The organism is Pseudomonas sp. D3-27 (genome assembly GCF_051132165.1).
GTDB lineage: Bacteria > Pseudomonadota > Gammaproteobacteria > Pseudomonadales > Pseudomonadaceae > Aquipseudomonas.
Genome location: NZ_CP071667.1, coordinates 2,948,620 through 2,975,213 on the forward strand (window position 1 = coordinate 2,948,620; position 26,594 = coordinate 2,975,213).

Sequence of the window (26,594 nt, forward strand, 5' to 3'; positions counted from 1 at the left end):
GACATGTTCTCTACAAGCCTTACCGTCAACGACGTGTTGTATCTGCTCGAAGGTGCCTGGGTCACGGTGCAATTGACCGTCTGGTCGATCCTGCTGGGCACCGTGGCCGGGTTGTTGTTCGGCCTGTTGCGGGCGCTGGTGCCCAGGGTCAGCCTGCCATTGGCCTGGGTACTCGATGCGTTTCGCAGCGTGCCACTGCTGATCCAGTTCGTGCTGTTCAATTCCCTCAAGAGCATCGTCGGCCTGGACCTCAGCGCCTTCGCCGTCGGTTGCATCGTGCTGGGGGTCTACGCCGCCGCGTACTTCACCGAGATTGTCCGCGGTGGCGTGCTGGCGGTGCCGACGAGCACCCGGCGGGCCAGCCGATCCCTGGGACTCACGTACTGGCAGGACCTGCGCTTCATCGTCCTGCCGATTGCCACGCGGGTGGCATTTCCCGGCTGGTTGAACCTGGTGCTGGGGGTGATGAAAGACACCGCGCTGGTGATGTGGATCGGCATCGTCGAACTGCTGCGGGCTTCGCAAACCATCGTCACGCGTATTCAGGAACCCCTGCTGGTGCTGTGCATCGCGGGCCTCATTTATTACCTCATGAGCCTGGTGGTCGCCCGCCTCGGCGCTCGCCTGGAAAGAAGGTGGCAAGAAAATGATTGAGATCGAAAACGTGCATAAATCCTTCGGCAACCTGGAAGTCGTCAAGGGTGTCAGCCTGACGGTGGACAAGGGCGAAGTCGTGTCGATCATCGGTGGGTCCGGTTCCGGTAAATCGACCCTGCTGATGTGCATCAACGGCCTGGAGCCGATCCAGAAAGGCAGCATCCGCGTGGACGGCGTCTCGGTACACGACAGCGCCACCGACCTCAACCGCCTCCGGCAGAAGATCGGCATCGTTTTCCAGCAGTGGAACGCCTTTCCCCACCTGACCGTGCTGGAAAACGTGATGCTCGCGCCGCGCAAGGTGCTGGGCAAGAGCAAGCAGGACGCCGAGGCGCTGGCGGTCAAACAGCTTGAGCACGTGGGCCTGGGGGACAAGCTCAAGGCCTTTCCCGGAAAGCTCTCCGGCGGCCAGCAGCAGCGCATGGCAATCGCCCGTGCCTTGGCGATGTCGCCGGACTACATGCTGTTCGACGAAGCCACCTCGGCCCTCGACCCGCAACTGGTCGGTGAGGTGCTGGACACCATGCGCATGCTGGCCGAAGACGGCATGACCATGGTGCTGGTGACCCACGAGATCCGCTTCGCCCGGGACGTATCCGACCGCGTGGCGTTCTTCTGCAATGGGCGAGTCCATGAGATCGGCCCGCCGGAGCAGGTGATCGGCAATCCGGTGCAGCCGGAGACGGCGGCGTTCCTCAAATCGGTGAAATAGCGGATGGCCTATCGCGAGCAGGCTCGCTCCCACACGGGTTTTGTGTAGGCCGCAATGAGCTGCTAACCACCACAGAACCCTGTGGGAGCGAGCTTGCTCCGGGCGGCGATCCGACGATGAGGCCCCACCAGACAACACAAGGATCTGACCCATGCGCTCATCCAGAATCATCCACATAGTCAGCTGCCACGCCGAAGGCGAAGTCGGCGATGTGATCGTCGGCGGTGTCGCGCCGCCACCCGGCGCCACGGTCTGGGAACAATCACGCTGGATCGCCCAGGACCAGACCCTGCGCAACTTCGTCCTCAACGAGCCCCGTGGCGGGGTGTTCCGCCACGTCAACCTGCTGGTGCCGGCCAAGGACCCGCGGGCGCAGATGGCCTGGATCATCATGGAACCGGCCGACACCCCACCCATGTCCGGCTCCAATTCGTTGTGCGTCGCCACCGTGCTGCTGGACAGCGGCATCCTGCCGATGACCGAACCCCAGACGCGCTTGGTCCTGGAGGCACCGGGCGGCTTGATCGAGGCCGTGGCCGACTGCCGCGACGGCAAGGTGCAACGGGTCGAGATCAAGAACGTGCCCTCCTTCGCTGACCGCCTCGATGCCTGGATCGAAGTCGAGGGCCTGGGAACATTGCAGGTGGACACCGCCTATGGCGGCGACAGCTTCGTCATCGTCGACGCCCAGCGCCTGGGCTTCGACATTCGCCCCGACGAGGCCGCCGATCTGGTGACCGTGGGGCTGAAGATCACCCGGGCCGCCAACGAGCAGTTGGGCTTCGTACACCCCTTGAATCCCGATTGGTCGCACATTTCGTTCTGCCAGGTCGCCGCGCCCGTCGTCATGGAAAACGGCATCGCCACCGGCGCCAACGCCGTCGTCATCCAGCCCGGCAAGATCGACCGCTCGCCCACCGGCACCGGTTGCTCGGCCCGCATGGCGGTGCTGCACGCCAAAGGCCTGATGCAGGTGGGTGAACGGTTTATCGGCCGCTCGATCATCGGCTCCGAATTCCATTGCCGCATCGACTCACTGACCGACGTTGCCGGTCGCCCGGCGATCTACCCGTGCATCGCCGGGCGGGCGTGGATCACCGGAACCCACCAATTGCTGCTGGACCCGGCCGATCCGTGGCCGCAGGGCTACCGGCTCTCGGACACCTGGCCCGGCGCATGACTTTCATACCCACCCATAACCCTTGTGGCGAGGGAGCTTGCTCCCTCGCCACAGAGACACACCAAAAGGAGACACCCATGAGCCAACGCATCAACTGGAGCGGCGTATTCCCCGCCGTTACTACCCAATTCAACGATGACTTTTCCATCAACCTGGAAAAAACCCATCAGGTCATTTCCAACGTCATTCGCGATGGCGTATCCGGCCTCGTGGTCTGCGGGTCGGTGGGGGAAAACACTTCCCTGAGCGCGGAGGAAAAGATTGCCGTGACCGAAGTGGCGGTGGACGCTTCCGGGGGCCGAGTGCCGGTGATCTGCGGCGTGGCCGAGTTCACCAGCGTGCAGGCCGCCAAAGTCGCCAATGCGGTGCGCAAGGTCGGTGTCGACGGGGTGATGCTGATGCCCGCGTTGGTCTACGGCTCCAAGCCGTTCGAAACCGCCGAACATTTCCGCTACGTCGCCCGGCATGCCGACGTGCCGCTGATGGTCTACAACAACCCGCCTATCTACAAGAACGACGTCACCCCGGACATCCTGATTTCCCTGGCCGATTGCGACAACGTGGTGTGTTTCAAGGACTCGTCCGGCGACACCCGGCGTTTCATCGACGTGCGCAATGAAGTGGGCGATCGCTTCGTGCTGTTCGCCGGTCTCGATGATGTGGTGCTCGAAAGCCTCGCCGTAGGCGCAGAAGGTTGGGTCTCGGGCATGTCCAACGTGTTCCCCAAGGAAGGTGAAACGATCTTCCGGCTGGCCCGCGCCGGACGGTTCGCCGAAGCCATGCCGATCTACGAATGGCTGATGCCGATCCTGCACCTCGACGCCCGCGCCGACCTGGTGCAGTGCATCAAGCTCTGCGAAGCCATTGCCGGCCGAGGCAGCGCTCTCACCCGCCCACCGCGCCTGGCCCTGCCGGAAGCAGACCGGGTGTACGTGGAGCAGATCATGGCCACGGCCCTGGCCAATCGGCCAGTGTTGCCGGAGGTGGGGCTTTAAGCCGGGGCGCAGGCTCAGGCATGTGAGAAACCTGTGGGAGCGAGCTTGCTCGCGATAGCGGTTGTCCAGCTTGCATCTCTATTGGATGTGCCGACGCTATCGCGAGCAAGCTCGCTCCCACAGGGGGTTGTGGTGCAAACACGGGACCAACCGACCAGCAACACGGCGTTATCGCCAGTCTTTGCTACGCTTTTTCCCCGGCGCAATGACGCACGGGAGGCGTCCCATGAATTATTTCCTGGCCCAGGCCCTGAACAACCAATGGGCCAATCACAGGCTGCTGGACGCCTGCGCACAGCTGAACACCGTGGAATACGAGGCCTACCGCACCAGTTTCTTCCCCTCCATCCAAGCCACGCTGTGCCACATACTGGAAGTAGATCGCTATTACCTCACCGCCCTCAAAGGCGATGTCCTGGGCCAGGAGCGGGATTTTTCCGAGATGCTGGCGTTCAACCAGCTCAGGGAAAGCCAGGACCGGACCGACCGGCAACTGGCGGCATTGTGCAGCAACCTTAAACGCACAGACCTGTCTCGCACCGTCGACCTGGTGCGTGCCGACGGCAACGCTTTCGAACGGATCGACCGCTTACTGCTGCACCTGTTCGAGCACCAGATCCATCACCGCGGCCAGGTCCACACCATGCTCAGCGCCACCCACGTCGAACCGCCGCAGCTCGACGAGTTTTTCCTCGATTGCGACCGCCGCTTCCGCGAAGAGGAGGAACAGTTGCTGCAACTCGACGAGCAGCGGGTCTGGCGAGAGTACCAGCCCGATTGAATCGATAACCCAGGAGACCTTGCCATGAACCTGATCTTTCGTTGCATCGGCTTGTCCACGATGCTGGTCGCCACCGCCGCCCTTGCCCACCATGGCTGGAGCGAATACGACGCCAGCAAGCCACTGACGCTCGAAGGTACGATCAAGGAGTCCGGTTACTCCCACCCCCACGGGACCATGCGCCTGCAAACCACGGAAAAGACGTGGTTCGTCGTGCTCGCGCCGCCTTCTCGCATGGAAAATCGGGGGCTGACCAAAGACATGCTCAAAGCCGGTAACCGGGCCACCGTGGTCGGCTACGCCAATAAAAACAAGCCTGACGAGCTTCGCGCCGAACGCATCACCATCGACGACAGAACCACCGAGCTGCGCTGATGCAGGTCACTGGCCCGGTCGCGCAAGGCTGGATGGACCGATTGGGCGACTCGCCCCTGGCCTCGGCCATGCGCAGCGAGCTATGGCTCTATCCGCTGGTGGAAGTGCTACACATCATCGGGTTCTCGATACTGGTGGGCGCGGTGGTGATGTTCGACCTGCGCGTCCTCGGGCTGTCCAGGGACATCGCCGTGACCGCACTGGCTCGCCATCTGCTGCGATGGGCCGTCGGGGCCCTGCTGTTGATCGTGCCTGCCGGCTTGATGATGTTCAGTGCGCACCCTCATGATTTCGCCAGCAACAACGTGTTCATTCTCAAGCTGTGCCTGATCGCGGCGGCAGGCGTCAATGCCCTGCTGTTCCATCTGGTGCCCTACCGCTCCGTCCAGCAATGGAATACCCACGTCACGGCGCCGAGCCTGGCCAAGCTCCAGGCGTTGCTGTCCGTGGCGTTGTGGATCGCGGTGATCGGCTGCGGGCGCTTGCTGGCCTACACCTGAACGAGCATTGAAAAAAAGGCGATGGCCGCTTCCGGCCATCGCCAAATCGCCCACTTCAGGCGCCGTCAGATCCGTGCGGGTGACACGATGATTTTCACGTTGTGTTCCTTGTTGTTTACCAACTCCTCGAAGCCCTGGCCGACGATTTCTTCCAACTGGATGCGCCCGGTCACCAGCGGCGAGATGTCCAGGCGTCCGTCGGCGATGAAGGCAATCACGTCGGCGAACTCACCGTTGTAGGCCAATGCGCCCAGCACCTGCTTCTCGGTTGAAACCAGTTCGAAGAAGTTGAACTCGCTCGGTTCTTCGAAAATCCCCACCAACACGCATTTGCCCGCCTTGCGGATCAGGTCGATGGCGAACTTGGCGGTGTGCTTGTTGCCGATGCACTCGAAGCTGACATCGGCGCCCAGGCCGCCGGTCAGGCGCCGAACTTCGGCCAGGGCGTCGCACTCATTGGGATCGATCACATGGCTGGCCCCGACTTCCAGGGCCTTGGCCTTGCGCGCGCCGGACATTTCCAGTGCGATGACCTGGGCCGCGCCGGCCGCCTTGGCGCACATGATCGTGCACAGGCCGATGGTCCCGGCGCCGACCACCACGACGTTCTGGCCAAGCAAACTGCCAGCCTTCTTCACTGCGTGCATGCCCACCGCCAGCGGTTCGATCAACGCGCCAGCCTCGGCAGGAAAGTTGGCCGGGAGTTTGTACAGCAGGTTGGCCGGGACATTGACCAACTCCGCAAACGCACCGTTATTCATCAGCCCGGTAAAAGCCAGGTTCTCGCAGATGTTGTAGAGCCCATGGGTGCAGTAATAGCAGGTGCCGCAATGCTGGCAGGCATCGGCGGCCACTGGTTCGCCGACGTTGAAACCTTCGACGCCCTCGCCCAGCTCGGCGATCTCGCCGCAGAACTCATGGCCGAGGATGCACTGGCCCTTGATCCCGGTCAGGGGGTGTGGCGCGTCCACCGGGATGAACACCGGCCCCGCCACGTACTCGTGCAGGTCCGAACCGCAGATGCCGCACCACTGCACGCGGATCTGCACCCAACCGGCGGGCGGTGAAACCGGCAGCGGCACGTCTTCGACGCGGATGTCATTACGGCCATGCCAAACGGCGGCGCGCATGCTGCGGGTCGGCTTGATTGAAACGTTCATAGCGTTACCTCCAGGATTTTTCATAGGGCGACGACTCAACCGCCGCCCGCTGGTTCAGTGCTGTCCGATGAACTCGATAATCAATCGATTGACCTGCTCGGCCGCCTCCATCTGCACCATGTGGCCCTGGCCCGGCAGCACTTCGACCTGGGCACTCAACCCTTCGGCGTGGACCGCCGGGATGATGGCGTCATCACTGCCCCAGATCACCAGGGTCGGGACATGGCCGGCCTGCACCACCTCGCGTAGCTCCACTTGCTGGCGGCCGTCCTTGAACAAGTTCTCTGCCAATTGGCGCAGGGCCACGTCCACACCTTCCAGGCGCTTGTACTTGAGCATGTCATCGAGCATCTGCCGGTTGACCAGCTCGGCATTGGAGAACAGTTGCACCAGCTGTGGCTTGAGGGCGTTGCGGTTGGCGGCGTCGACGAAGCCTTGCAAGTAACTGCCGTTGATCTGGGCGCCCAGGCCGGCGCTGCCGATCAGGGTCAGTGAGCGCAAGCGCTGCGGCATCAAGCGCGCGGCATTCAGCGAAACGGCCCCGCCCATGGAATGCCCGACCAGATGGGCCGCGTTGATGTCCAGATGATCGAGCAAGGCCAGCACCACACCGCTCAGCTCGTCGAGGTCACCGCGCTCCAGGGTTTTCGCCGATTCGCCATGCCCTGGCAGGTCCAGGGCAATCACCCGGCGCCCAGCGGCCAAGGCTTCATGGTTGAACAGCCAGTTGTTGAGGTCACCACCAAAACCGTGCACCAGCACCAGCGGCGTACCGCCCTCGCCGCGCTCGAAATAGCGGATCAGCCGACCGTCCACCTCGACTTTCTGCGGTTTCGGGCCGCTGTCCTCGTCAGCCGCGTCGCCAGGCACGAAATTGGATTGGAACTGCTCGATGACCGCGTCGATGTCGGCGTCGCTGGCTTCGCCTTCGACGACGATGCCGAGCAAGGCGCCGACCGGCAGGGTTTCATCCTGGCGCGCCACCTGGCGGCGCAATACGCCGGAAAATGGCGCCTCGACGCTGCTGGAGATCTTGTCGGTCTCGACGTCCATCACTTCATCGCCTTTGGTGATGGCCTGGCCTTCTTCCTTGAGCCAGGCATCGACCCGGCCCTCGGTCATCGACAGGCCCCACTTGGGCATGGTCAGGGTAAAAATCTGGCTCATCAGTGCTTGCTCCACTCGATCACGTTGAGCACGGCTTGCTCGATTTTTGCCGCGTCGGGGATGTACAGGTCTTCCAGGGAGTCGGAAAACGGCACCGGCGTATGCGGCGCGGTGACCATCTCGATCGGTGCCTTGAGCGCGCCAAAGGCCTTTTGCGCCACCAGCGCCGAGATGTCGGTGGCCATGGAGCAGCGCGGGTTGGCCTCGTCGATCACCACCAGGCGTCCGGTTTTCTCGACGCTTTCAAGGATGCTGTCCTCGTCCAGCGGGCTGGTGGTGCGCAGGTCGATGACTTCGCAGTCGATGCCACGTCCGGCCAGGTTGCGTGCCGCATCCATCGCGGTGTTGACCAACCGCCCGTAGGACACCAGAGTCACGTCCTTGCCGTCGCGCAGGAAGTTGGCCTCGCCGAACGGCACGGTGTAGAGCTCTTCCGGCACCTCGCCCTGCATGCTGTAAAGCAACTTGTGCTCGCAGAAGATCACCGGGTCGTTATCGCGAATGGCCTGGATCAGCAGACCCTTGGCGTCATAGGGCGATGACGGACACACCACTTTCAGTCCCGGAATGTGTGTCCACAACGAAGTGAGCATCTGCGAATGCTGGGCCGCGGCGCGCAGGCCGGCGCCGACCATGGTGCGAATGACCAGGGGCGTGGACGCCTTGCCGCCGAACATGTAGCGGAATTTCGCCGCCTGGTTGAGGATCTGGTCCAGGCAGCACCCTGCGAAATCGACGAACATCAGTTCGCACACCGGGCGCACGCCGCAGGTGGCGGCGCCGACCGCCGCGCCGACATAGCCGATTTCCGACAGCGGCGTGTCCAGCACCCGCCCGGGGAACTGGTCGTAAAGCCCCTTGGTGACGCCGAGCACGCCGCCCCAGGCATCGTTTTCACCGGGTGCGCCAGCGCCGCCGGCCACGTCTTCACCCATGATGAACACGCTGGAGTCGCGACGCATTTCCTGGGCCAGGGCTTCGTTGATTGCCTGCTGATAGCTGATTTTTCTCGCCATGATGGGATTCTCTCTTGTTGTTTTCAGGGGCGTTCAGGGGTAGCTGACGTAGACGTCGGTCAGCAGGTCGGACGCCGCCGGCTTGGGATCGGACTTGGCCTTGTACACGGCATTTTCGATCAGCATTTGCACCTCTTTGTCGATCTGGTCCAACTGCTCGACGGTGAGCAGCCCGGCCCGTGTGGTGCGCTCGCGGAACTGCATCAGGCAGTCCTGGTTTTCGCGGAAATGCTTGACCTCGTCGGGTGCGCGATAGGTCTGGGCGTCGCCTTCGAAGTGGCCGTAGTAGCGGGTCAGCTTGACCTCGATCAGCGACGGTCCTTCCCCGGCACGGGCGCGCTCGACGGCGGCCCCGGCGGCTTCATGGACGGCGAAGAAGTCGAAGCCATCGACGGTCACGCCGGGCATGCCGAAGCCGGCGGCGCGGTCGGCGATGTGGTCGCAGGCCACCGACCAATTGGAGGCGGTGGCTTCGGCGTAGCCATTGTTTTCCGCGATGAACAGGCATGGCAGGTTCCACACCGAGGCCATGTTCATGGCTTCGAACACTGCGCCTTCGTTGGAACCGCCGTCGCCGAAAAACACCACGGCGACGCTGTCGGTGCCCTTGAGCCGAGCCGCCAGGGCAGCGCCGACGACCAGTGGCGCACCGGCGCCGACGATGCCGTTGGCGCCGAGCATGCCTTTTTCGAAATCGGCGATGTGCATCGAGCCGCCCTTGCCTTGGCAGACGCCGGTTTTCTTGCCGTAGATCTCGGCCATCATCCCGTACACATCCACGCCCTTGGCGATGCAATGGCCGTGGCCACGGTGGTTCGAGGCAATGCAATCGTCGTCCCCGAGATGGGCCATGACGCCCGCGGCCGAGGCTTCTTCGCCGGCATACAAGTGGACGAACCCGGGGATCTCCCCCGTGGCGAATTCCACGTGCAGGCGCTCTTCGAAGGCGCGGATGGTGCGCATGACCTGATAGGCGTGCAGCAATTGATCATGGTTGAGCGATGTCGACATTTTTATTCTCCAGGCGTGTCTTCTTGAAGGTTCGAGGGGTGTTGCGGGTGCTCGCGACCAATGGCCAACAAGCGCTGTTGCGCGGCGTAGGTGAGCACCGCGTTGACGTCGATGCTCAGCGGGCCGCCGGCATCGAGGGTGACCGTGGGCCGGTCATGGACGTTGAATTCGATTTCCCGCTCGCCATCCAGGGCCAAGGTGCCGGCGGACAGCGACAAGCCATGGGCGACGCCGGGCTCCAGAGGCCCGGCGGCCAGCACCCCGCAACCTTGCAGCAAGCCCGGCGCGAGCGGCACCAGCAGCGCCTCGGGGGATTGCGGGTCCAGGCGCATCCAGGCACCGCCCGGGGCCTGGCGAGACACCGGAAACCACAACCCGCACAGCGCCGACAGGCCGATGGATTGCGGTTCGGCGAAGGTCACGAACACTTCGGCCAGGTCTTGCGCGCGGCTGATCGCCCTCGCGCCGACAAAGCGCAGCGGCGACACGGCGACGTCCACCAGAGCGACTTCCCGCAAACCACGCCCGGCGTCGCAAACCAGCAAGCGCTTGTTGCGACGCAGACCGACCTCGTCTGGAATTCGCCCGCTGGCGTACAACCCGCCGGCCAGCCCGGCGCTGGTGGCCTCGCGCAATTCGGGGAAGGCATTGTTGGTGCCGGTGGACAGGGTCAACAGAGGAATGTCGCCCACTTCGGCGGCGACAGCCTTGTGGGTGCCGTCGCCGCCGAGCACGGCGATCAGCGCCACCTCGCGCTCGGCCATCAGGCGCGCGGCGCGGCGGGTGTCTTCGACGGTCTGGCGCAGGGTCAGGTCGAGAAACTCCAGTGCCGGCCAATGGCTACTGCGGGCCTGGCGGCTGTGGCTGTTCTTCAGCACGGCGGCGGCGATGCCGATCATGTCGGTGGGCATCAACACCTGCTCGATGCCGGTGGCGCCAAACGCCGCCAGCAAGCGCTGGATCACCGAGACCTTGTCGGTGCTGGAGAACAATCCCGCATTGGCGGTCAACCGCCGCACGTCACGGCCCGACGCGGGGTTGGCGATGATGCCTACGGTGAGCGGGCGGCGGCTCATGGCGCCACCGTGGCGGGAACAGTCAACGGGCTTGGCGTGCAAGTCATAGGCACCTCTTTTTATTATTGGAAGCCCAACGGGTGGGTCCAAGGCCTAGAGCAAGGGCGGTGCCAATAGCCGGAAACTGGACGCAAACGCCCGAGCCAGAGCGCTTGCGACGCTCCGCTGCAAGCATTGGCCATAGGCCCGGTGAGACGCCACATGCCAGCCTGCACGACCTAACCGCGAGACGTTGAGACGTGGCGTCTCACCGGGTTGCCTGCGCTCCGTAGGGCTTGTCTGCGCCCGGCGATCAGCGCTTAATGTGCCGACAATGACAAGAAGCTGAACCGGAGGCCCCTATGCTTTCCGCTCACTCCAGGGCGCACGTGGATTGCATCAGCCGCGTGCTGAAGAACGCCGCCCAACTGCCGCAACTGCCCGTGCCGGACCTGATCCTCGACTCCTGGCGCCGCTCCATGGAGCAACATCATCTGGACCCCGGCTCGCTGCAGGGCCCACGGATCCTGTCCCACGACGTGCTCAAGCAATGCCGCGAGCGCTCGGAGCTGTTCCTCAATATCGCCAGCGACGAAGTGGCGCGCCTGCACGGCCGGGTGCGCGATGCCGACTATTGCGTCTTGCTGACCGATGCCCAGGGCCAGACCATCGATTACCGGGTGGAAACCACCCTTCGCAACGACTGCCGCAAGGCCGGGCTCTACCTGGGTACGTGCTGGTCGGAAGGCGAAGAAGGCACATGTGGCGTGGCGGCGGTGCTCACGGCCAAGACTGCGGTGACGGTGCACAAGCGTGATCACTTTCGCGCGGCATTCATTGGCCTGACCTGCTCCGCCGCGCCGGTCTTCGATCCGCAGGGCGAGCTGCTCGGCGTGCTGGACGTCTCGGCGGTGCGCTCGCCGGATGATCGACGTTCCCAGCACCTGATCCGGCAAATGGTGGTGCAGAGCGCCCGGGAGATCGAACAGGCGTTTTTCATGAGCAGCGTCCAGGGTTACTGGGTGTTGCGGGCCCATCGCAACGCGGGGTACGTCGACAGCCAGCCGGATTTGCTGCTTGCCTGGGACGACGATGGCTGCCTGCAAGCCCTGAACCCGGCGGCGCGCCAATACTTGATGCAACGCTACGGCCAGTTGCCTCGCCACCTCAGCCAGGTATTCGACCCGCAATTGCTGCACCGGGCCCGGGATGAAAGCCTCTACCCACTCGATGTCGATTTGCATGGCCGCCTGAGCGCGCCACGGCGCCGGGCCAAGCCTCGCCAGCGCGTCGCGATGACTCCCACCGAACTCGATCCACGCCTGGCCGACAGCCTGAACCTGGCGGTGCGGGTCAAGGATCGCAACCTGCCGGTGCTGATCCAGGGCGAAACCGGTTCCGGCAAGGAGGTCTTCGCCCGCCAGTTGCACCAGGCCAGCCAGCGTCGCGATCGGCCCTTCGTGGCCTTGAACTGCGCGGCCATACCGGAAAGCCTGATCGAGAGTGAGCTGTTCGGCTACGTCGCCGGTGCCTTCACCGGGGCCTCGGCCAAGGGCATGCAGGGTCTGTTGCAGCAGGCCGATGGCGGCACGCTGTTCCTCGATGAGATCGGGGACATGCCGCTCGCCTTGCAAACCCGCCTGTTGCGGGTGCTGGCCGAAGGCGAAGTGGCGCCACTGGGGGCTTCAAGGCGCAAGGCCGTGGACATCCAGGTGATCTGCGCCACCCACCGCGACCTGGAGGCGCTGGTGGCGGCTGGCGAGTTTCGCGAGGATCTGTATTTCCGTCTCGGCGGCGCCCGCTTCCAGCTGCCGCCGCTGCGCGAACGCACCGACCGGCTGGCGTTGATCAATCGAATCCTTGAAGAAGAGTCGGCGCTGTGCGGCGGTGCGGTGCAACTGAGCGGCGCCGCGCTGGAATGCCTGCTGGGTTATCACTGGCCGGGCAATGTCCGCCAGTTGCGGCATGTGCTGCGCTATGCCTGCGCGGTCTGCGAGGCGAGCGTGATCCAGCTTAGCCACCTGCCTGAGTCATTGCACATCACGGACGCCGCCGATCATGGGCCGGAGCCCAGCGCCAGCCCTGAACGCCAGGCGTTGCTGGACGCCCTGGTGCGTCATCGCTGGAAACCCACCCCGACGGCCAGGGCGCTGGGCATTTCCCGGGCGACCCTGTATCGACGGGTGCATCAGCACGGTATCGAGATGCCCGGCAGGCGTCCTGACGCTGTTCACTAAAGGCCGCCAAACAGCTGTGGCGAGGGAGCTTGCTCCCGCTCGGCTGCGAAGCAGTCGTAAAACCGGAGAATGCGATGTATCTGAAGCTCTGCATTCGGCAGGTATGGGGCCGCTTAGCGGCCCAGCGGGAGCAAGCTCCCTCGCCACGGGATCGTCTTTTTCTCAAGTGAACGATATTACGGCAGGAACCCGGGCTGATGGCTTATCGTCGCGCCAGCTCATGGCGCACGCATTGTTCGTAGTAGGTCTGCTTGACCGCGGCAGGTTTGAGCCGCGAGGTGCTGTTGTAGGTCTGTTCGGTGATGCCCAGGGCGGTCATGCGCATCCAGGGCCGGGGAAACTTGCGCACCTGCAGTTTCTTGCGCGCCCCATACAGGCTCACTCCGGACAGCTTGGACGCCTGCGCTCCAGCGGCAATGTCCGAACCCCAGCGACACACCGATTGCTGGTTTGCCGTCAGCGCCCTGGCTTGGGCTTCATGCGAAACGGCGGCCATGAGCATGGCCGCCGCGATCCAGATAGAAACACGCATAGGTTTGTCGTCCAACTTTCTGAAATGAAAGGAGTTTGACCTCAACTTATGGAGCAAGGGGCCAGCATTGGCGCGCCGTTCTCAAGCCTATGTCTATCCGTACAAACAACTTTATATAGAAACTATAACCTCTTGATAAATAGTATTTTTATCCAGACTTCGCCTCTTGTAGCAATCGCTGGATCACCTGTTCCTGTTCGCCATACCGCCCTTCGCCGAAGTGGCTATAGCGCACCTGCCCCTTGGCATCGATGAAGTAATGGGCCGGCCAGTACTGGTTGTTGAAGGCACGCCAGATCGCATAGCGGTTATCGATGGCCACCGGGTACTGGATGTCCAGCTTGCGCACCTGTGCGCGTACGTTGTCGATGATCTTTTCGTAGCCGTATTCCGGGGTATGAACGCCGATAACCACCAGCCCGTCCTTTTCGTATTTCTTCGCCCACTCGTTCACATACGGCAGCGTGTGCTGGCAGTTGATGCAGTCGTAGGTCCAGAAATCCACCAGCACCACTTTGCCCCGCAACGACTCGCTGCTCAGCGGCGGCGAGTTGAGCCATTGCACCGCGCCGTCCAGCGAAGGCATGGCGCCTTGGGCTTCGAGGTCCGGCATGGCGCTCGCGCTGGCCTTGCTCACCACATAGTCGATGGCTTTGGGCACGCTCTCCAACAGGCTTTTTTCCAGGCTGGCCGACTGTTGCGACGACGTCGCAGCCAATAACCGGTCATCCGCCCCAGTGCCGATCGCCACGGCGGCCAGCAACACCAGTGCCCCGGTGGCGCGGCGCAGCCAGGCGGTGATCGGCAGCGAGAGTTTCAACCGACCGATCAGGCCTCGACCGGCGAGGATCAGGGTACCCAGCGACAGGGCGCTGCCCAGGCCGTAGGCGAGCAGCAACAGGCTGGTCTGGGCGCTGGCGCCTTGCAGCATGGCCCCGGTCAGGATCACGCCGAGGATCGGCCCGGCACACGGCGCCCAGAGCAACCCGGTGGCGACACCGACCGACACTGACACCAGAGGCCCGCCCATCCGCCCGGCACCGGTGTCAAGACGGTTGCCCAGGCTGACCAGCGGCCGCGCCAACCAAGTGCCCACCCGGCTGAACATCAGCGACAGCGCAAACAGCACCATCACCACCAAGGCGACCTGCCGGCCGACGCTACTGGCGCGTATCACCCATTCGCTGCTGGCCACCGCCAGGCTGGACACCAAGGCAAAGGTCAGCACCATGCCGGCGAGCGTCAGCAACACCGAACGGCGCGATTGATTGGCACGGGCGAACAGGAACGGCACCACCGGGAGGATACAAGGGCTGAGGATCGTCAGGATCCCGCCGAGAAATGCGATCAGAAGCATGGCAACACCTCAATATAAAGGCTGGCGAAGGTCAGTTCTGGTTGGTGCAGTTATCGGAGAGCTTGCGGTAATCCAGCGCCTGCTCATGGCCCGCCGAGTCCAGGTAGGTCATGTGGGCGTTGACCACGCCACAGGCTGGCTGCGGGTCTTCGCTCAGGGACAGCACTTTGCGAACATCCAGGTGTGTGCCGTAGGTGTAGGTGTGCGCCGGCGCGGTGCTTTCGGCCCGGGCCGACAGGGTGCAGATGCTCAGCGCGGCGAACAGGCAGGCGGCGTAGATGGCTTTGGTGTTCATGGTGCGGTCCTCGATTCAATGGGTGTTTGTCGCAGAGGCCGGTTGTGTCGCCTCGATGGATGCCATTGAATGCCCCCCACGTATCGCGCCTGTATCGAGCAGGTGGCTTTTTGCATCGCTGTGTATCCGCCACGCGCCAGATACACTGCAATACAAACCGTCGCGAGCCAGGCCGGCTGCTGGCTGTAGACTGACCCACACCAAAACGCCAAGGGGCAGAACACCATGGATCATGTCGATCATGTGCTGATCGTGGACGACGATCGCGAGATCAGGGAGCTGGTAGGCAACTACCTGCAAAAGAACGGTTTGCGCACCACCGTGGTCGCGGATGGCCGGCAAATGCGCGCCTTTCTGGAGACCACTCCGGTGGACCTGATCGTGCTGGATATCATGATGCCCGGCGACGATGGCCTGGTGTTGTGCCGGGAGCTGCGGGCCGGCAAGCACAAGGCCACGCCTGTCCTGATGCTCACCGCTCGCAACGACGAGACCGACCGCATCATCGGCCTGGAAATGGGCGCGGACGATTACCTGGTCAAGCCTTTCGCCGCCCGGGAGCTGTTGGCGCGGATCAACGCCGTGCTGCGCCGCACGCGCATGTTGCCGCCTAACCTTGTGGTCACCGAGAGCGGGCGCCTGCTGGCGTTTGGCCGTTGGCGGCTGGATACCACCGCTCGCCACCTGCTGGACAGCGACGGCACCATGGTGGCCCTGAGCGGCGCCGAATACCGCTTGCTCCGGGTATTCCTCGACCATCCACAGCGGGTACTCAACCGCGACCAGTTGTTGAACCTGACCCAGGGCCGTGACGCGGACCTGTTCGACCGCTCCATCGATTTGTTGGTCAGTCGCCTGCGCCAACGCCTGTTGGACGACGCCCGCGAGCCGGCGTACATCAAGACGGTACGCAGTGAAGGTTACGTGTTCTCGCTGCCGGTGGAGATCCTCGAGGCCTCGGTATGACCCTGTCTCTGCGGTGGCCGCGTACCCTCGCCTCGCGCTTGTCGTTGATTTTCCTGATCGGTCTGGTCCTGGCCCAGGGTTTGTCGTTCGGCGTCCAATACTACGAACGCTACGAGAGCGCCAAGAACACCATGCTCGGCAACCTGGAGACTGACGTCTCGACGTCCGTGGCGATCCTCGATCGCCTGCCTGCCGCCGAACGCCCCGCGTGGCTGCCAAAGCTTGCGCGACGCAACTACGGCTATGTGCTTGATGAGGGCCAGCCTGGCATGCCAATGCTCCCGGACAACGCGCCGATATCGGTCAGCTCGATCCAGGAAGCCTTGGGCGAAGCCTATGCCCTGACCTACAACCAGATCCCGGGACCGAAGATGCACTATCAGGCGCACCTGCGCCTCAAGGACGGCAATCCGCTGACCATCGACGTACGTCCGGCGATGGCACCGCTTTCGCCCTGGCTGCCGGTGGTCTTGCTGGGGCAACTGGCGCTGCTGATCGGCTGCACGTGGCTTGCCGTGCGCATCGCCATCAGCCCCCTCACCCGGCTGGCCCAGGCCGTCGAAACCCTGGACCCCAACGCCCACGGCGTGCGCCTGGACGAAAAAGGCCCGACCGAGGTGGTACATGCGGCCAAGGCCTTCAATGCCATGCAGGACCGCATCGCCGCCTATCTGAAGGAGCGCATGCATCTGTTGGCTGCGATCTCCCATGATCTGCAGACCCCCATCACCCGCATGAAGCTGCGGGCCGAATTCATGGATGACGGCATCGAAAAAGACAAACTTTACAGCGACCTGGGGGAAATGGAGCACCTGGTGCGTGAAGGCGTGGCCTACGCCCGCAGCATCCATGGCGCCACCGAGGCCAGTTGCCGGATCAGCCTGGACGCGTTTCTCGACAGCCTGGTGTTCGACTACCAGGACACCGGGCAGGACGTGCAGCTGTCCGGCAAGAACGCCGCGATCATCGATACCCGTCCCCACGCATTGCGCCGGGTGCTGGTCAACCTCGTGGATAATGCGTTGAAGTTCGGCGGCGCGGCGCAGATCCAGGTCCAGCCCGCCGCCAACGGGCAGCTGGCGATCCGGGTTTTGGACCGTGGCCCCGGCATCAGCGAGCAGGAACTGGCCGAAGTGCTCAAGCCGTTCTACCGGGTGGAAAGCTCGCGCAACCGGGAAACCGGCGGCACCGGCCTGGGTTTGGCCATCGCACAGCAACTGGCGAATGCCATGGGCGGTTCGCTGACCTTGAGCAACCGTGAGGGCGGTGGGCTGTGCGCTGAGCTGCGGTTGGGTTGCGATACCCAGGTCTGAAGACTACTGAATCCCTTGTGGGAGCGAGCTTGCTCGCGATGGCCCAACGCCATCGCGAGCAAGCTCGCTCCCACAGGGTCTGGTGCAAGGTTCGGTATTGGGTTTGTATTGCAGTGTGTCAACCGCCACAGCGCATACACAAACTTGCACACCGGCCCCCTTCCCGACACACCCCGCTTACACCCACTTGAAAAACTCCTTTTATTCCCGGCCACCACGATGCCGGGCCATCCAAGGAGCTTCCCCATGCCTACCGCCACCGCAACGCCGTCTGCTTTCCGTTACCAGGGCTGGTCGCTGTTCAGCCTGCTTGCCGCCATGGTATTGCTGATGACCGTGCTGGTCCTGATCATCAATCCAGACCTCACAGAAGGCGTGCGCAGTGCCATTCGCGCGACCGCCCGTTCGTCCTTCGTCCTGTTCCTGCTGGCCTTTACAGCGTCGGCGTTCGCCGTGCTGGTGCCCTCGCCCCTGAGCAAATCCCTGGTGCGCGAACGGCGCTTCATCGGGCTGGCCTTTGCCTTTTCCCATTTGGTCCACGCCGCATTGATCTACTGGTACGGCCAGCTCAACACCGAGTTCTGGCCCGGCCGGACCACCCTTGGCAACGTGCCCGGCACCGTGGGTTACGTGTTTATCCTGCTGCTGGCCCTGACTTCGTTCAAAAGCACCACGCGGCTGATCGGCGCCACCGCCTGGAAGCGCCTGCATACCACCGGCATGTGGGTACTGGCGGCGATCTTTGCCTATTCCAATTTCAAGCGCATTCCGATGAGCGCCTGGTACGTGCTGCCCTTCGGCCTGATATGCGCCGCCACGGCGGTCCGCCTGGTGGGCAAGCTGGCCCAGGCCAACAAGCGTCAATCCCTGCAACGTGCGGCCTGAGCCGAGGAGATCAACCATGTACGCCTCTTTCTCGAAAGCCCTGAACGGCCTGCACCTGAACCTCGATCACGCCGGTTCGTGGCTCGCACCGCTGGGGCTGCGCCTGTTCCTGGCCTGGGAGTTCTTTGAATCCGGCCTGGAAAAATGGAACGGCCAGAACTGGTTCGCCGAGATCCAGACCGCCTTTCCGTTCCCGTTCAACCATGTGCCGGCCAGCTGGAACTGGGAATTGTCGATGTGGGCGGAGCTGATCTGCGCCCTCGCCCTGTTGATCGGCCTGGGCACACGCGCCTCGGCGCTGGTGCTGATGATCGTCACCGTGGTCGCTACCGCCGCCGTGCACTGGCCGGCGGATTGGTCGAGCCTGGGCGAGCTGGCCCGAGGGTACGCGATCACCAACAAGGGCTACGGTAACTTCAAGCTGCCATTGATTTACCTGGTCGCATTGCTGCCGCTGCTGTTGCAGGGCGCCGGGCGGTTGAGCGTCGATGCGCTATTGAAGTCGTTGCTCCGGTCAAAAAAATCGAAACCTTGAAGGGCTTGAGTCGGTCCAGTCCTGTAAGAGCCATGGCGCTGCGTACCGCTGCCCAGCGGGCGCAACGCTCAAGACAGCCCATCAGGACGAGGAACAGACATGAGCATGACCGTCGGCGATTTTCTGGTTGAACGCCTTTATGAATGGGGCGTTCGTCGCATCTATGGCTATCCGGGCGATGGCATCAACGGTGTGTTCGGGGCTCTGAACCGGGCCAAGGGCAAGATCCGATTCATCCAGGCGCGGCACGAGGAAATGGCGGCCTTCATGGCCTGCGCCCATGCCAAGTTCACTGGCGAGCTGGGCGTTTGCATCGCAACCTCCGGCCCTGGGGCGTCGCATCTCATTACCGGCCTGTATGACGCGCGCATGGACCATATGCCGGTCCTGGCGATCTGCGGCCAGCAGGCCCGAAACGCCCTCGGCGGCCATTATCAGCAAGAACTGGACCTGCCCAGCCTGTTCAAGGACGTTGCAGGCGCGTTCGTCCAGCAAGCCAGCGCCCCGGCCCAGGTCCGCCACCTGCTCGACCGCGCGGTACGCACGGCGGTGGGTGAGCGTCGGGTCACCGCGCTGATCCTGCCCAACGACCTCCAAGACCTGGAATACACACCGCCGCCCCACAAGCACGGCACGCTGCATTCCGGCGTCGGCTACCGCAAACCTAAGGTCGTGCCCTACGAGGAAGACCTGCGCCGAGCGGCAGAGGTGCTCAATGCCGGCAAGAAAGTTGCCATCCTGGTGGGCGCCGGCGCCCTGCATGCAACGGACGAAGTGATCGCCATCGCCAACAAACTCGGCGCCGGCGTCGCCAAGGCCCTGCTCGGCAAAGCCGTGGTGCCCGATGAACTGCCATGGGTCACCGGCTCCATCGGGCTGCTGGGCACCGAGCCCAGCGACAACCTCATGGCCGGTTGCGACACCCTGCTGATGATCGGGTCCGGCTTTCCCTATGCCGAATTCCTGCCTGGCGAGGGCCAGGCGCGTGGCGTGCAGATCGACCTTAAGCCAGACATGCTCAGCCTGCGCTACCCCATGGAAGTCAACTTGCAAGGTGACAGCGCCGACACCCTGCGGGCCCTGTTGCCGCTGATCGAAGAAAAGACCGACCGCACCTGGCGCGAAAAAATCGAGAAATGGCGAGCGGACTGGGACAAGACCCTGGAAAAACGCGCCCTGGTCTCGGCCAAACCGATCAACCCGCAGCGCGTCACGTTCGAACTCTCGCCACGGCTGCCGGATCGCGCCGTCATCACCTGCGACTCCGGCTCCTGCGCCAACTGGTATGCGCGGGATGTCCAGATCCGTCGCGGCATGATGTGTTCACTCTCCGGCGGCCTCGCCTCCATGGGCGCCGCCGTGCCCTACGCCATCGCCGCCAAGTTCTGCCACCCGGACCGTCCGGTGATCGCGTTGGTGGGTGATGGCGCGATGCAGATGAACAACATGGCCGAATTGATCACCGTCGCCAAATACTGGCGCACCTGGACCAACACCACCTGGATCTGCGCGGTATTCAACAACCAGGACCTGAATCAGGTGACCTGGGAACAACGAGTGATGGAAGGCGACCCGAAATTCGAGGCGTCCCAGGATATTCCCGACGTTCCCTATCATCTGTTCGCCGAGTCGATCGGCCTCAAGGGCATCCTCGTCGACCAGGAAAGCGACGTGGCGAGCGCCTGGGACCAGGCGTTCGCCGCCGAACGCCCGGTGGTGATCGAGTTCCGCACCGACCCCGACGTGCCACCGCTGCCGCCGCACATCAAGCTGGAACAGGCGAAGAAGTTCGCCTCGACCCTGCTCCAGGGCGATCCGAACGAGCGCGGCATCGTGGTCGAGACCGCCAAGCAGGTGCTCGGCGCGTTGCTGCCCGGTCATCGCAAGGACAAAGAATAAGCATGCAGACTCGAGCGCGCCGTTATGAGCTGATCGGATCGATCGGCGGCGCCTATATGGGCGGCGATACCGCCAAGGCGTAGCACCTGAGGGCAGCTGCCGTTAAAAATGGTGCAACTGGTCAGCTATTTTCCACTTTCATTAAGTTAATCAGGCGGTCAGCCGATACAAAACTAGTGCGGGATGTCTCGCGTTCAGCTGATGGCTTGTTTTTATGAATGAAGATGCTGGCAATGGCTCCACGGTGATTTCCGGCGAGCGGCCTACCCGAAGTTTCACTCGCCGCACCTTTCCGGCCATCATGCTGTTGCTGTTCATTATGTCCGCGCTGGCCATCGCGGTATTGCTCAACATCACCCAGACCCAGGACGAACAGGCCCGTTCCCAGAGCCTGTTCTTTGCCCAACGGGCCGTCGACGGGATTCGTACCGGCATCGGCCGCGACCTGAGCGATTATTCCAAGTGGAGCGACGCCTACCGCCACCTGCACGTCGAAGTCGACAAAGACTGGGCCTACGACCAGGAAAATGTCGGCAGCAGCGTGTTCTCGCTGTATGGCTACCAGGCTGTGTTCGTGATTTCCCCGACCGGCAAGACGGTTTATTCGGTCATCGATGGTGAAATGAGCGAAGTGCACGCCGACACATGGCTGACTGGCAACCTGCGGGCACTCGCCAGAAAGGCCAGCGCCGCCGAGAATCGCGATGAAGTGATCGTCGAATTGCTCCATCACCAGGACGCGCCTGCCTTCGTCGCCGTCTCTGCCATCACCACCGGCACCGACAACAGCGTGGCTGAGATTCCTGGCCCGCCGAGCCTGCTTTTATTCGTCAAAGTCCTCGACAAGGGCGCGTTGCAAGCGCTGGAGCGGGACTTTGCCCTGCCAGACGCGCATATCGCCCATACCCCAGGCCCGAAAGACACCGCCCAGGTGCTGCTCAATGACCTGACCCGCGAAGCCCTGGCCTGGCGCCCCGCTACCCCTGGCAAGGATCTGCGTAAAGCCCTGTTGCCGTTGTTGGCGCTGGCGTTGCTGTTCCTGGGCGTCATGGCCCTCTTGGTATTGCGCCACGCCTTGGTCATGCTTCGCGCCCAGGAACAGCAGTACGTCAGCCTCCTGGCCCATCGCAAGGCGTTGGAGCGCAGCGAGGAACGCTTTCGCGACATTGCCGAAGTGTCGTCAGACTGGCTGTGGGAAGTCGACTCGGCCGCAAACCTGACCTATCTGTCGGAGCGCTTTGAACAGGTGACGGGCTTCAGCCCCACGCAATGGATCGGCAAACCGTTGCACCGGTTGCTGGAACCCCACAGCGGGTCGATCTCCATTGCCCATTGGCTGCTCGGCGGCGCCAACAGTGCCTCGTCTGCCCCGCTGCTGTGCGAGTACATTGCGCGTAACCAACGCATACGCACCTGCAAGCTTTCGGTACGGGCCATCGACGCCGGTAGCCAGGGCTTTCGTGGCACCGCCACCGACATCACCGATGAATTGCGCGCCCTGGCACAAATCAAGCACCTTTCCCAGCACGACCCGCTGACCGGGCTGGCCAATCGCAACCGTCTGTTCGATTGCCTCAGCGAACACCTGGACCAAGCGCAGAGCACACCATTGGCGCTACTGAACCTGGACATGGATCGATTCAAGCCGGTCAACGACACCCTGGGCCATGCCGTGGGCGACAAAGTGCTCAAGGAAGTGGCTCATATCCTCCAGCAAAACGTTCGCAACAGCGATCTTGTGGCGCGACTGGGGGGCGACGAATTCGTCATCGTCATGCCCAACCCAGGCAGCGCAAGAGACCTCGATCAGCTCTGCGAGCGCTTGATCGACTGCATGCAGCGCCCCATGCACCTGGACGGCAATACGCTGTACCTGGGCGTGAGTATCGGCGTGGCGTGGTCGCCCCCCCGTGACCCACGTGCCGAGGAGCTGCTGCGCCAGGCTGACATTGCCCTGTATGCGGCCAAGGCCGCCGGCCGCAACACCTGGCGCATCTATGAAGAGGCCATGGGCAACGTCGCCCGTGACCGGCGCCGCTATGAACAGCAATTGCGCGACGCGATGCAGGAAGGCCAGCTCGAACTGCGTTACCTGCCACGCTTCGACGTGAATGCCGAGCAGTTGCACGGCTTTGAAGCCCAGGCTTTCTGGCACCATCCCGAACGCGGCGAACTGGGCGGCATTGACTTCATCCCGGTCGCCGAAGCGTCCGGGCAGTTGGAAGAGCTGGGCACCTGGATGCTGATCAACGCCTGCGAAGAAGCGACGAGCTGGCCCAACGCACTCAACGTTTCCCTGGCCGTTTCGCCTCGGTGGTTCAGCAGCAGTTTCCTGTTCAACCAGGTACACAAAGCCCTGGAGACCAGCGGTCTTCCCGCCCAACGCCTGACCCTGGAAGTGGCCGAAGGCGTACTGCTCACCGACCACAAGACCCTCGCCAATACCTTGCATGCCTTGAAGGCGCTGGGCGTACGGATCAACATCGACAAGTTCGGCACCAACATCGCTTCCCTCAGGGAAGTCCTCGACCAGCCATTCGACGGCATCCGCTTCGATCGCAATATCCTCACGCAATTGGGCCTGGAGCATGATCAGGAAGGCGTGTTGGCGATGATCAGGCTGAGCCGCAGCGTCGGGCTGATGGTCACCGCCGAGGGCATCGAGAATGCCCGGCAGTTCAGCCAATTGCGCAGCGTGGCGTGTGACCAGGTACAAGGGCCTTACTTCGGCGCGGCATTGGCTCGCTCGGAAATGGCCTCGTTCTTTACAACGCCGCGGTGGCTCTAGGCTTCATGGCTTTTGTTGGACTGACCCCAGAATGTTGGACGGTCTGTTTTCAGCACGCCGCTTAGGCACTGCCTAGCCTCCCGGACTCTGGCGAAAACTCACCGCCAATCGGTTCCAGCTGTTGATGGTGCTGATCGCCAGCGTCAGGTCCACCAGTTCCTCTTCGCTGAAGCTGGCGCGGGCCACGGCATAGACGTCATCGGGCACCTGGCTTTCAGCCAACAGGGTGACCGCTTCGGTCCAGGCCAGGGCCGCCCTTTCGCGTTCGCTGAAGAATCCGCTGTCGCGCCATACCGCCACGGCATACAGACGCCGCTCCGTCTCGCCCTGGCGGCGCGCATCCACCGAATGCATGTCGGTGCAGAAGGCGCAGCCATTGAGTTGCGAGGCGCGGATCTTGATCAGATGCTGCAGCGCCGGCTCGATGCTCAGGCGGCTGGTCAGCGCTTCCAGGCCAATCATTGCTCTCATCGCCCCGGGGGATGCGCTGTAGTAGTCAAGACGCGGGCTCATGGCGGCCTCCGTGGTGGTTGATGATTCCACGGTAGGACGTCGACGCCGCCCGTGACAGGTCCAATCTGACGATAAACGCCCACGCAACTTCTCCGCGCCGGCGCATTGCGGGTAACCTTGCGTCCGCGGCCCTTGCCGCCATCGATTATCCGGGAGCCCGCAGGTATGGAACTTCACGTCGTCATCAACGGCCGCAAGGACCTGGCGGGCCAGTTGTACCGACAATTGCGCAGCGCCATCGAGAGCGGTCGGCTGGCGGCCGGCACGCAACTGCCACCCAGCCGGCTGCTGGCCGAGCAGTTGGGCATCTCGCGCAAGACCGTCTCCGACACCTACGCGCAACTGACCTACGAAAATCTCCTCACCGGCGTCATCGGCAAGGGCACCTATGTCAACGCGCGCCCGGCCAGCGTCGTGCGCAAGCAGAGTCACCGTGAGCTGGCCGGGGCGGACGTGGTCGAGACCTGGCGCAACATGCCGGACCTGCTGCGCCATCCGCTGCCCGAAAGCGCGCTGCGCTATGACTTCATCGGCGGCGCCACCGGCAAGGGCCAGTTTCCCCTGGATGACTGGCGTCGCTGCACCGCCCACGCCCTTCGCCAGATCGCCACCGCCAAGGGTTTCTACAGCCAACCCGAGGGATTGCCGGCGCTGCGCAATGCCATCGCCCGGCACATCGCGTTTTCCCGAGGGGTCAACTGCCAGGACGACGACGTGGTGGTGTGCAACGGCGCGCAACAGGCCCTCGATCTGATTTCCCGGGTACTGACCCGCCCCGGCAGCCTGGTGGCGATGGAAGATCCCGGCTACCCGCCGGCACGCCTGCTGTTCGGATCCCACGGCGCGACGGTGGCCGGGGTGCCGGTGGATGAGCAAGGCATGCGCGTGGATATGATTCCCGACGGCACGCGGTTGATCTACGTGACGCCGTCCCACCAGTTTCCCCTGGGCATGCCCATGAGCCAGCCCCGGCGCGAGGCGCTGCTGGCACGGGCGTATGAGCTGGGCGCGATCATCATCGAAGACGACTACGACAGTGAATTCCGCTATGAAGGCCGGCCCACCGACTCCCTGCAAAGCATGGACGAGCGCGGGATCGTGGCGTACGTCGGGACCTTCTCCAAGACCTTGCTGCCGGAGCTGCGGCTCGGCTACGCCGTCCTGCCGCCGGCGATTCTCGAGGCGGTGATCCTCGCCAAGCGCCTTACCGACCAGCACACCTCCACCCTGCCCCAATGGGCACTGGCCAAGTTCATCGCCGAGGGCTGCCTGCTCAAGCACATCCGCCGCTGCCACGCGCTGTATGCCGGCCGGCGCGAGCGGATCCTGGCGCGCTTGGCCGATGACCTGTCACCGTGGTTCGAGGCCGTGCCCACCACAGCGGGCTTTCACATGGCGGTGCTGTGCAAGGTGCCGATCGACCTGCCGTTGGTGATCGAATTGGCGAAGAAAGCCGAGGTTGGGCTCTATAGCCTCGACGGATTCTTTACCGCGACACCGGTGCGTCCAGGCTTGATACTGGGCTTTGGCGCCATCGAACTGCTCGACATTGATATCGCCTTCGACCGCCTGCGGGACATCCTGCAGCAGGTCGCCTGACCGATTGGACTGGGCATTTATCCGCCCATTGGCTGTTTTAGCCTTGTCTTGCGGGGCCTATCCTGCCTGGGTGTCATCAGATTCCGTTCGACTTGATTCAGGAGCCAGGACAATGTCTCGCCAAGTGATCAATACCGTTCAGGTGCAGGCCGCCGCCGGGCGCTCGGAAGAACTGGGCCGGCAGTTGCAGCAAATCGTCGAAACCCTGCGGGCCTCGCCAGGCTGCGACGCCTATATGGTCGACCGTTGCCCGCAAGACAATGACCGCTGGAACGTCAGCGCCCGCTGGCAATCGGAAGCAGCGATGCAGGCGCATTTCAACTGCCCCGAAGTCCAGGGCTTCATCAGCCTGATCGAAAGCCGCCTGGCTCGCAGCGTGGATTTCAACAGTTTCCCGGTGGTGTGAATGGGCTCATCTCTGGCGTGGCGAGGGAGCTTGCTCCCTCGCCACCGTGGTCTACTCGTCTTTCAATAAATTGGACGTTTGTCCCCGACACCTTGGGGCTTAGGGTGAACGCGAACTCACTCGATACCACAAAGGACCCGCCCCATGAAAACGCTTTATTTGATCGCCGCCCTGAGCCTGCTTCCCGTTGCCGCGCTGTACGCCCACGAAACCGCGCCGTCGGAGAACGTTCAGGTGCTTCAGGAAAAACTGCTCAAAAACCTGCCCGGCAAGAAAGCCATGATGTTGACCGTCGACTATGCACCGGGCCAGTCGTCCATCGCCCACAAGCATGACGGCACCGCCATGGCCTATGTGCTCGAAGGCGCAGTCACGTCCCAGGTCAAGGGCGAGCCGGCCATCACCTACAAGGCTGGCGAGTACTGGTACGAAGCCGCCGGTTCCGAGCATCTGGTATCCAGGAACGCCAGCGCCACCCAACCGGCAAAGCTTTTGGTGTTCATGGTGATGGGTGAGAACGAAGCGGTGCTGATTCCGCTCAAGCAATGACCCATGGCCTCGCTCCCACCGTCGCTTTCCGGTGGTAGCGAGCCTGCTCGCGAAAGCGGGGGGGCAGGCCGAAACCTTTATCCTCAAAATGCGCCCTACCGAGCCGACGCG

General features: G+C 63.2%; 26 protein-coding genes. 17 read left to right on the forward strand and 9 right to left on the reverse strand.

Going from position 1 to position 26,594, the window contains the following annotated elements; genetic code table 11:
* Positions 1-3: 3 nt before the first annotated feature.
* From J3P92_RS13480 to J3P92_RS13510, 7 genes are all read left to right on the forward strand, one after another.
* Entirely contained in the window at positions 4-654 is a 651-nt protein-coding gene (locus J3P92_RS13480; RefSeq protein ID WP_434647498.1) for an amino acid ABC transporter permease, read from the forward strand.
* Entirely contained in the window at positions 647-1,369 is a 723-nt protein-coding gene (locus J3P92_RS13485) for an amino acid ABC transporter ATP-binding protein (protein ID WP_434647500.1), read from the forward strand. Before J3P92_RS13480 ends, J3P92_RS13485 begins: the two co-directional genes overlap by 8 nt.
* 151 nt (positions 1,370-1,520) lie before the next feature.
* On the forward strand, positions 1,521-2,549 hold the full coding sequence (locus J3P92_RS13490; protein WP_434647502.1) for a trans-3-hydroxy-L-proline dehydratase: 1,029 nt from the start codon (positions 1,521-1,523) through the stop codon (positions 2,547-2,549).
* A gap of 77 nt (positions 2,550-2,626) precedes the next feature.
* Positions 2,627-3,544, forward strand: coding sequence for a dihydrodipicolinate synthase family protein (locus J3P92_RS13495; protein WP_420763856.1), 918 nt, complete (start codon positions 2,627-2,629; stop codon positions 3,542-3,544).
* Between the two features lie 226 nt (positions 3,545-3,770).
* The gene (locus J3P92_RS13500; protein ID WP_434605830.1) at positions 3,771-4,325 is read left to right on the forward strand and encodes a DinB family protein; all 555 of its coding nucleotides are present in this window, start codon (positions 3,771-3,773) and stop codon (positions 4,323-4,325) included.
* 24 nt (positions 4,326-4,349) lie between these two features.
* Positions 4,350-4,700, forward strand: a complete 351-nt coding sequence (locus J3P92_RS13505) for a DUF6152 family protein (RefSeq protein ID WP_434647504.1) — start codon at positions 4,350-4,352, stop codon at positions 4,698-4,700.
* Entirely contained in the window at positions 4,700-5,200 is a 501-nt protein-coding gene (locus tag J3P92_RS13510; protein WP_420763853.1) for a DUF6644 family protein, read from the forward strand. The genes J3P92_RS13505 and J3P92_RS13510 overlap by 1 nt, the downstream gene beginning before the upstream one ends.
* Before the next feature lie 65 nt (positions 5,201-5,265).
* Here J3P92_RS13510 and J3P92_RS13515 read toward each other — a convergent pair whose 3' ends face one another.
* From J3P92_RS13515 to J3P92_RS13535, 5 genes are all read right to left on the reverse strand, one after another.
* A complete protein-coding gene (locus J3P92_RS13515; protein ID WP_434651124.1) occupies positions 5,266-6,330 on the reverse strand; it encodes a 2,3-butanediol dehydrogenase in 1,065 nt (354 codons plus the stop codon).
* Between the two features lie 84 nt (positions 6,331-6,414).
* Positions 6,415-7,527 (reverse strand): acetoin dehydrogenase dihydrolipoyllysine-residue acetyltransferase subunit, encoded by a 1,113-nt coding sequence (locus J3P92_RS13520; RefSeq protein ID WP_434558934.1) that lies wholly within the window; start codon positions 7,525-7,527, stop codon positions 6,415-6,417.
* On the reverse strand, positions 7,527-8,543 hold the full coding sequence (locus J3P92_RS13525; RefSeq protein ID WP_434558936.1) for an alpha-ketoacid dehydrogenase subunit beta: 1,017 nt from the start codon (positions 8,541-8,543) through the stop codon (positions 7,527-7,529). Before J3P92_RS13525 ends, J3P92_RS13520 begins: the two co-directional genes overlap by 1 nt.
* Before the next feature lie 33 nt (positions 8,544-8,576).
* Positions 8,577-9,554, reverse strand: a complete 978-nt coding sequence (locus J3P92_RS13530) for a thiamine pyrophosphate-dependent dehydrogenase E1 component subunit alpha (protein ID WP_434647506.1) — start codon at positions 9,552-9,554, stop codon at positions 8,577-8,579.
* 2 nt (positions 9,555-9,556) lie between these two features.
* The gene (locus tag J3P92_RS13535; RefSeq protein ID WP_434647508.1) at positions 9,557-10,630 is read right to left on the reverse strand and encodes an ATP-NAD kinase family protein; all 1,074 of its coding nucleotides are present in this window, start codon (positions 10,628-10,630) and stop codon (positions 9,557-9,559) included.
* Between the two features lie 341 nt (positions 10,631-10,971).
* Here J3P92_RS13535 and J3P92_RS13540 point away from each other — a divergent pair, with 341 nt between their 5' ends.
* On the forward strand, positions 10,972-12,846 hold the full coding sequence (locus tag J3P92_RS13540; protein ID WP_434647511.1) for a sigma-54-dependent Fis family transcriptional regulator: 1,875 nt from the start codon (positions 10,972-10,974) through the stop codon (positions 12,844-12,846).
* A 202-nt stretch (positions 12,847-13,048) separates the two neighbouring features.
* Here J3P92_RS13540 and J3P92_RS13545 read toward each other — a convergent pair whose 3' ends face one another.
* The 3 genes from J3P92_RS13545 to J3P92_RS13555 form a co-directional block, all read right to left on the reverse strand.
* On the reverse strand, positions 13,049-13,342 hold the full coding sequence (locus J3P92_RS13545; RefSeq protein WP_420764035.1) for a hypothetical protein: 294 nt from the start codon (positions 13,340-13,342) through the stop codon (positions 13,049-13,051).
* 184 nt (positions 13,343-13,526) lie between these two features.
* Positions 13,527-14,735 carry a cytochrome c biogenesis protein DipZ gene (locus J3P92_RS13550; RefSeq protein ID WP_434647513.1) on the reverse strand — a complete coding sequence of 403 codons (1,209 nt, stop codon included), beginning with the start codon at positions 14,733-14,735 and terminating at the stop codon, positions 13,527-13,529.
* Between the two features lie 31 nt (positions 14,736-14,766).
* A complete protein-coding gene (locus J3P92_RS13555; RefSeq protein WP_434647515.1) occupies positions 14,767-15,030 on the reverse strand; it encodes a DUF2790 domain-containing protein in 264 nt (87 codons plus the stop codon).
* Positions 15,031-15,255: 225 nt separating this feature from the next.
* On the opposite strand from J3P92_RS13555, the gene J3P92_RS13560 reads away from it, so the two are divergent.
* The 6 genes from J3P92_RS13560 (at position 15,256) to J3P92_RS13585 (ending at position 23,416) form a co-directional block, all read left to right on the forward strand.
* Entirely contained in the window at positions 15,256-15,996 is a 741-nt protein-coding gene (locus tag J3P92_RS13560) for a response regulator (RefSeq protein WP_434647517.1), read from the forward strand.
* On the forward strand, positions 15,993-17,309 hold the full coding sequence (locus tag J3P92_RS13565) for an ATP-binding protein (RefSeq protein ID WP_420763844.1): 1,317 nt from the start codon (positions 15,993-15,995) through the stop codon (positions 17,307-17,309). Before J3P92_RS13560 ends, J3P92_RS13565 begins: the two co-directional genes overlap by 4 nt.
* A gap of 246 nt (positions 17,310-17,555) precedes the next feature.
* Entirely contained in the window at positions 17,556-18,194 is a 639-nt protein-coding gene (locus J3P92_RS13570) for a ferric reductase-like transmembrane domain-containing protein (protein WP_434647520.1), read from the forward strand.
* A gap of 16 nt (positions 18,195-18,210) precedes the next feature.
* The gene (locus tag J3P92_RS13575; RefSeq protein WP_434647521.1) at positions 18,211-18,729 is read left to right on the forward strand and encodes an HvfX family Cu-binding RiPP maturation protein; all 519 of its coding nucleotides are present in this window, start codon (positions 18,211-18,213) and stop codon (positions 18,727-18,729) included.
* Positions 18,730-18,828: 99 nt separating this feature from the next.
* A complete protein-coding gene (locus J3P92_RS13580) occupies positions 18,829-20,628 on the forward strand; it encodes a thiamine pyrophosphate-requiring protein (RefSeq protein WP_420763841.1) in 1,800 nt (599 codons plus the stop codon).
* Between the two features lie 214 nt (positions 20,629-20,842).
* A complete protein-coding gene (locus tag J3P92_RS13585; RefSeq protein WP_434647523.1) occupies positions 20,843-23,416 on the forward strand; it encodes a bifunctional diguanylate cyclase/phosphodiesterase in 2,574 nt (857 codons plus the stop codon).
* Between the two features lie 72 nt (positions 23,417-23,488).
* Here the strand turns inward: J3P92_RS13585 and J3P92_RS13590 are convergent, their stop codons facing one another.
* Positions 23,489-23,929 carry a carboxymuconolactone decarboxylase family protein gene (locus J3P92_RS13590; RefSeq protein WP_420763839.1) on the reverse strand — a complete coding sequence of 147 codons (441 nt, stop codon included), beginning with the start codon at positions 23,927-23,929 and terminating at the stop codon, positions 23,489-23,491.
* Between the two features lie 165 nt (positions 23,930-24,094).
* Here J3P92_RS13590 and J3P92_RS13595 point away from each other — a divergent pair, with 165 nt between their 5' ends.
* The 3 genes from J3P92_RS13595 (at position 24,095) to J3P92_RS13605 (ending at position 26,483) form a co-directional block, all read left to right on the forward strand.
* Positions 24,095-25,528, forward strand: a complete 1,434-nt coding sequence (locus J3P92_RS13595; RefSeq protein WP_434647526.1) for a PLP-dependent aminotransferase family protein — start codon at positions 24,095-24,097, stop codon at positions 25,526-25,528.
* A 112-nt stretch (positions 25,529-25,640) separates the two neighbouring features.
* Complete coding sequence (locus J3P92_RS13600) at positions 25,641-25,934, forward strand: putative quinol monooxygenase (RefSeq protein ID WP_420763837.1); 294 nt, start codon at positions 25,641-25,643, stop codon at positions 25,932-25,934.
* Positions 25,935-26,078: 144 nt separating this feature from the next.
* On the forward strand, positions 26,079-26,483 hold the full coding sequence (locus J3P92_RS13605) for a cupin domain-containing protein (RefSeq protein WP_420763836.1): 405 nt from the start codon (positions 26,079-26,081) through the stop codon (positions 26,481-26,483).
* Positions 26,484-26,594: the final 111 nt, after the last annotated feature.

What these genes read in the sequence shown, in the direction of transcription:
- J3P92_RS13480 (WP_434647498.1), top strand. Translation starts at nt 4, where the DNA reads ATGTTCTCTACAAGCCTTACCGTCAACGACGTGTTGTATCTGCTCGAA.
- J3P92_RS13485 (WP_434647500.1), top strand. Translation starts at nt 647, where the DNA reads ATGATTGAGATCGAAAACGTGCATAAATCCTTCGGCAACCTGGAAGTC.
- J3P92_RS13490 (WP_434647502.1), top strand. Translation starts at nt 1,521, where the DNA reads ATGCGCTCATCCAGAATCATCCACATAGTCAGCTGCCACGCCGAAGGC.
- J3P92_RS13495 (WP_420763856.1), top strand. Translation starts at nt 2,627, where the DNA reads ATGAGCCAACGCATCAACTGGAGCGGCGTATTCCCCGCCGTTACTACC.
- J3P92_RS13500 (WP_434605830.1), top strand. Translation starts at nt 3,771, where the DNA reads ATGAATTATTTCCTGGCCCAGGCCCTGAACAACCAATGGGCCAATCAC.
- J3P92_RS13505 (WP_434647504.1), top strand. Translation starts at nt 4,350, where the DNA reads ATGAACCTGATCTTTCGTTGCATCGGCTTGTCCACGATGCTGGTCGCC.
- J3P92_RS13510 (WP_420763853.1), top strand. Translation starts at nt 4,700, where the DNA reads ATGCAGGTCACTGGCCCGGTCGCGCAAGGCTGGATGGACCGATTGGGC.
- J3P92_RS13515 (WP_434651124.1), bottom strand. Translation starts at nt 6,330, where the DNA reads ATGCGCGCCGCCGTTTGGCATGGCCGTAATGACATCCGCGTCGAAGAC.
- J3P92_RS13520 (WP_434558934.1), bottom strand. Translation starts at nt 7,527, where the DNA reads ATGAGCCAGATTTTTACCCTGACCATGCCCAAGTGGGGCCTGTCGATG.
- J3P92_RS13525 (WP_434558936.1), bottom strand. Translation starts at nt 8,543, where the DNA reads ATGGCGAGAAAAATCAGCTATCAGCAGGCAATCAACGAAGCCCTGGCC.
- J3P92_RS13530 (WP_434647506.1), bottom strand. Translation starts at nt 9,554, where the DNA reads ATGTCGACATCGCTCAACCATGATCAATTGCTGCACGCCTATCAGGTC.
- J3P92_RS13535 (WP_434647508.1), bottom strand. Translation starts at nt 10,630, where the DNA reads ATGAGCCGCCGCCCGCTCACCGTAGGCATCATCGCCAACCCCGCGTCG.
- J3P92_RS13540 (WP_434647511.1), top strand. Translation starts at nt 10,972, where the DNA reads ATGCTTTCCGCTCACTCCAGGGCGCACGTGGATTGCATCAGCCGCGTG.
- J3P92_RS13545 (WP_420764035.1), bottom strand. Translation starts at nt 13,342, where the DNA reads ATGGCCGCCGTTTCGCATGAAGCCCAAGCCAGGGCGCTGACGGCAAAC.
- J3P92_RS13550 (WP_434647513.1), bottom strand. Translation starts at nt 14,735, where the DNA reads ATGCTTCTGATCGCATTTCTCGGCGGGATCCTGACGATCCTCAGCCCT.
- J3P92_RS13555 (WP_434647515.1), bottom strand. Translation starts at nt 15,030, where the DNA reads ATGAACACCAAAGCCATCTACGCCGCCTGCCTGTTCGCCGCGCTGAGC.
- J3P92_RS13560 (WP_434647517.1), top strand. Translation starts at nt 15,256, where the DNA reads ATGGATCATGTCGATCATGTGCTGATCGTGGACGACGATCGCGAGATC.
- J3P92_RS13565 (WP_420763844.1), top strand. Translation starts at nt 15,993, where the DNA reads ATGACCCTGTCTCTGCGGTGGCCGCGTACCCTCGCCTCGCGCTTGTCG.
- J3P92_RS13570 (WP_434647520.1), top strand. Translation starts at nt 17,556, where the DNA reads ATGCCTACCGCCACCGCAACGCCGTCTGCTTTCCGTTACCAGGGCTGG.
- J3P92_RS13575 (WP_434647521.1), top strand. Translation starts at nt 18,211, where the DNA reads ATGTACGCCTCTTTCTCGAAAGCCCTGAACGGCCTGCACCTGAACCTC.
- J3P92_RS13580 (WP_420763841.1), top strand. Translation starts at nt 18,829, where the DNA reads ATGAGCATGACCGTCGGCGATTTTCTGGTTGAACGCCTTTATGAATGG.
- J3P92_RS13585 (WP_434647523.1), top strand. Translation starts at nt 20,843, where the DNA reads ATGAATGAAGATGCTGGCAATGGCTCCACGGTGATTTCCGGCGAGCGG.
- J3P92_RS13590 (WP_420763839.1), bottom strand. Translation starts at nt 23,929, where the DNA reads ATGAGCCCGCGTCTTGACTACTACAGCGCATCCCCCGGGGCGATGAGA.
- J3P92_RS13595 (WP_434647526.1), top strand. Translation starts at nt 24,095, where the DNA reads ATGGAACTTCACGTCGTCATCAACGGCCGCAAGGACCTGGCGGGCCAG.
- J3P92_RS13600 (WP_420763837.1), top strand. Translation starts at nt 25,641, where the DNA reads ATGTCTCGCCAAGTGATCAATACCGTTCAGGTGCAGGCCGCCGCCGGG.
- J3P92_RS13605 (WP_420763836.1), top strand. Translation starts at nt 26,079, where the DNA reads ATGAAAACGCTTTATTTGATCGCCGCCCTGAGCCTGCTTCCCGTTGCC.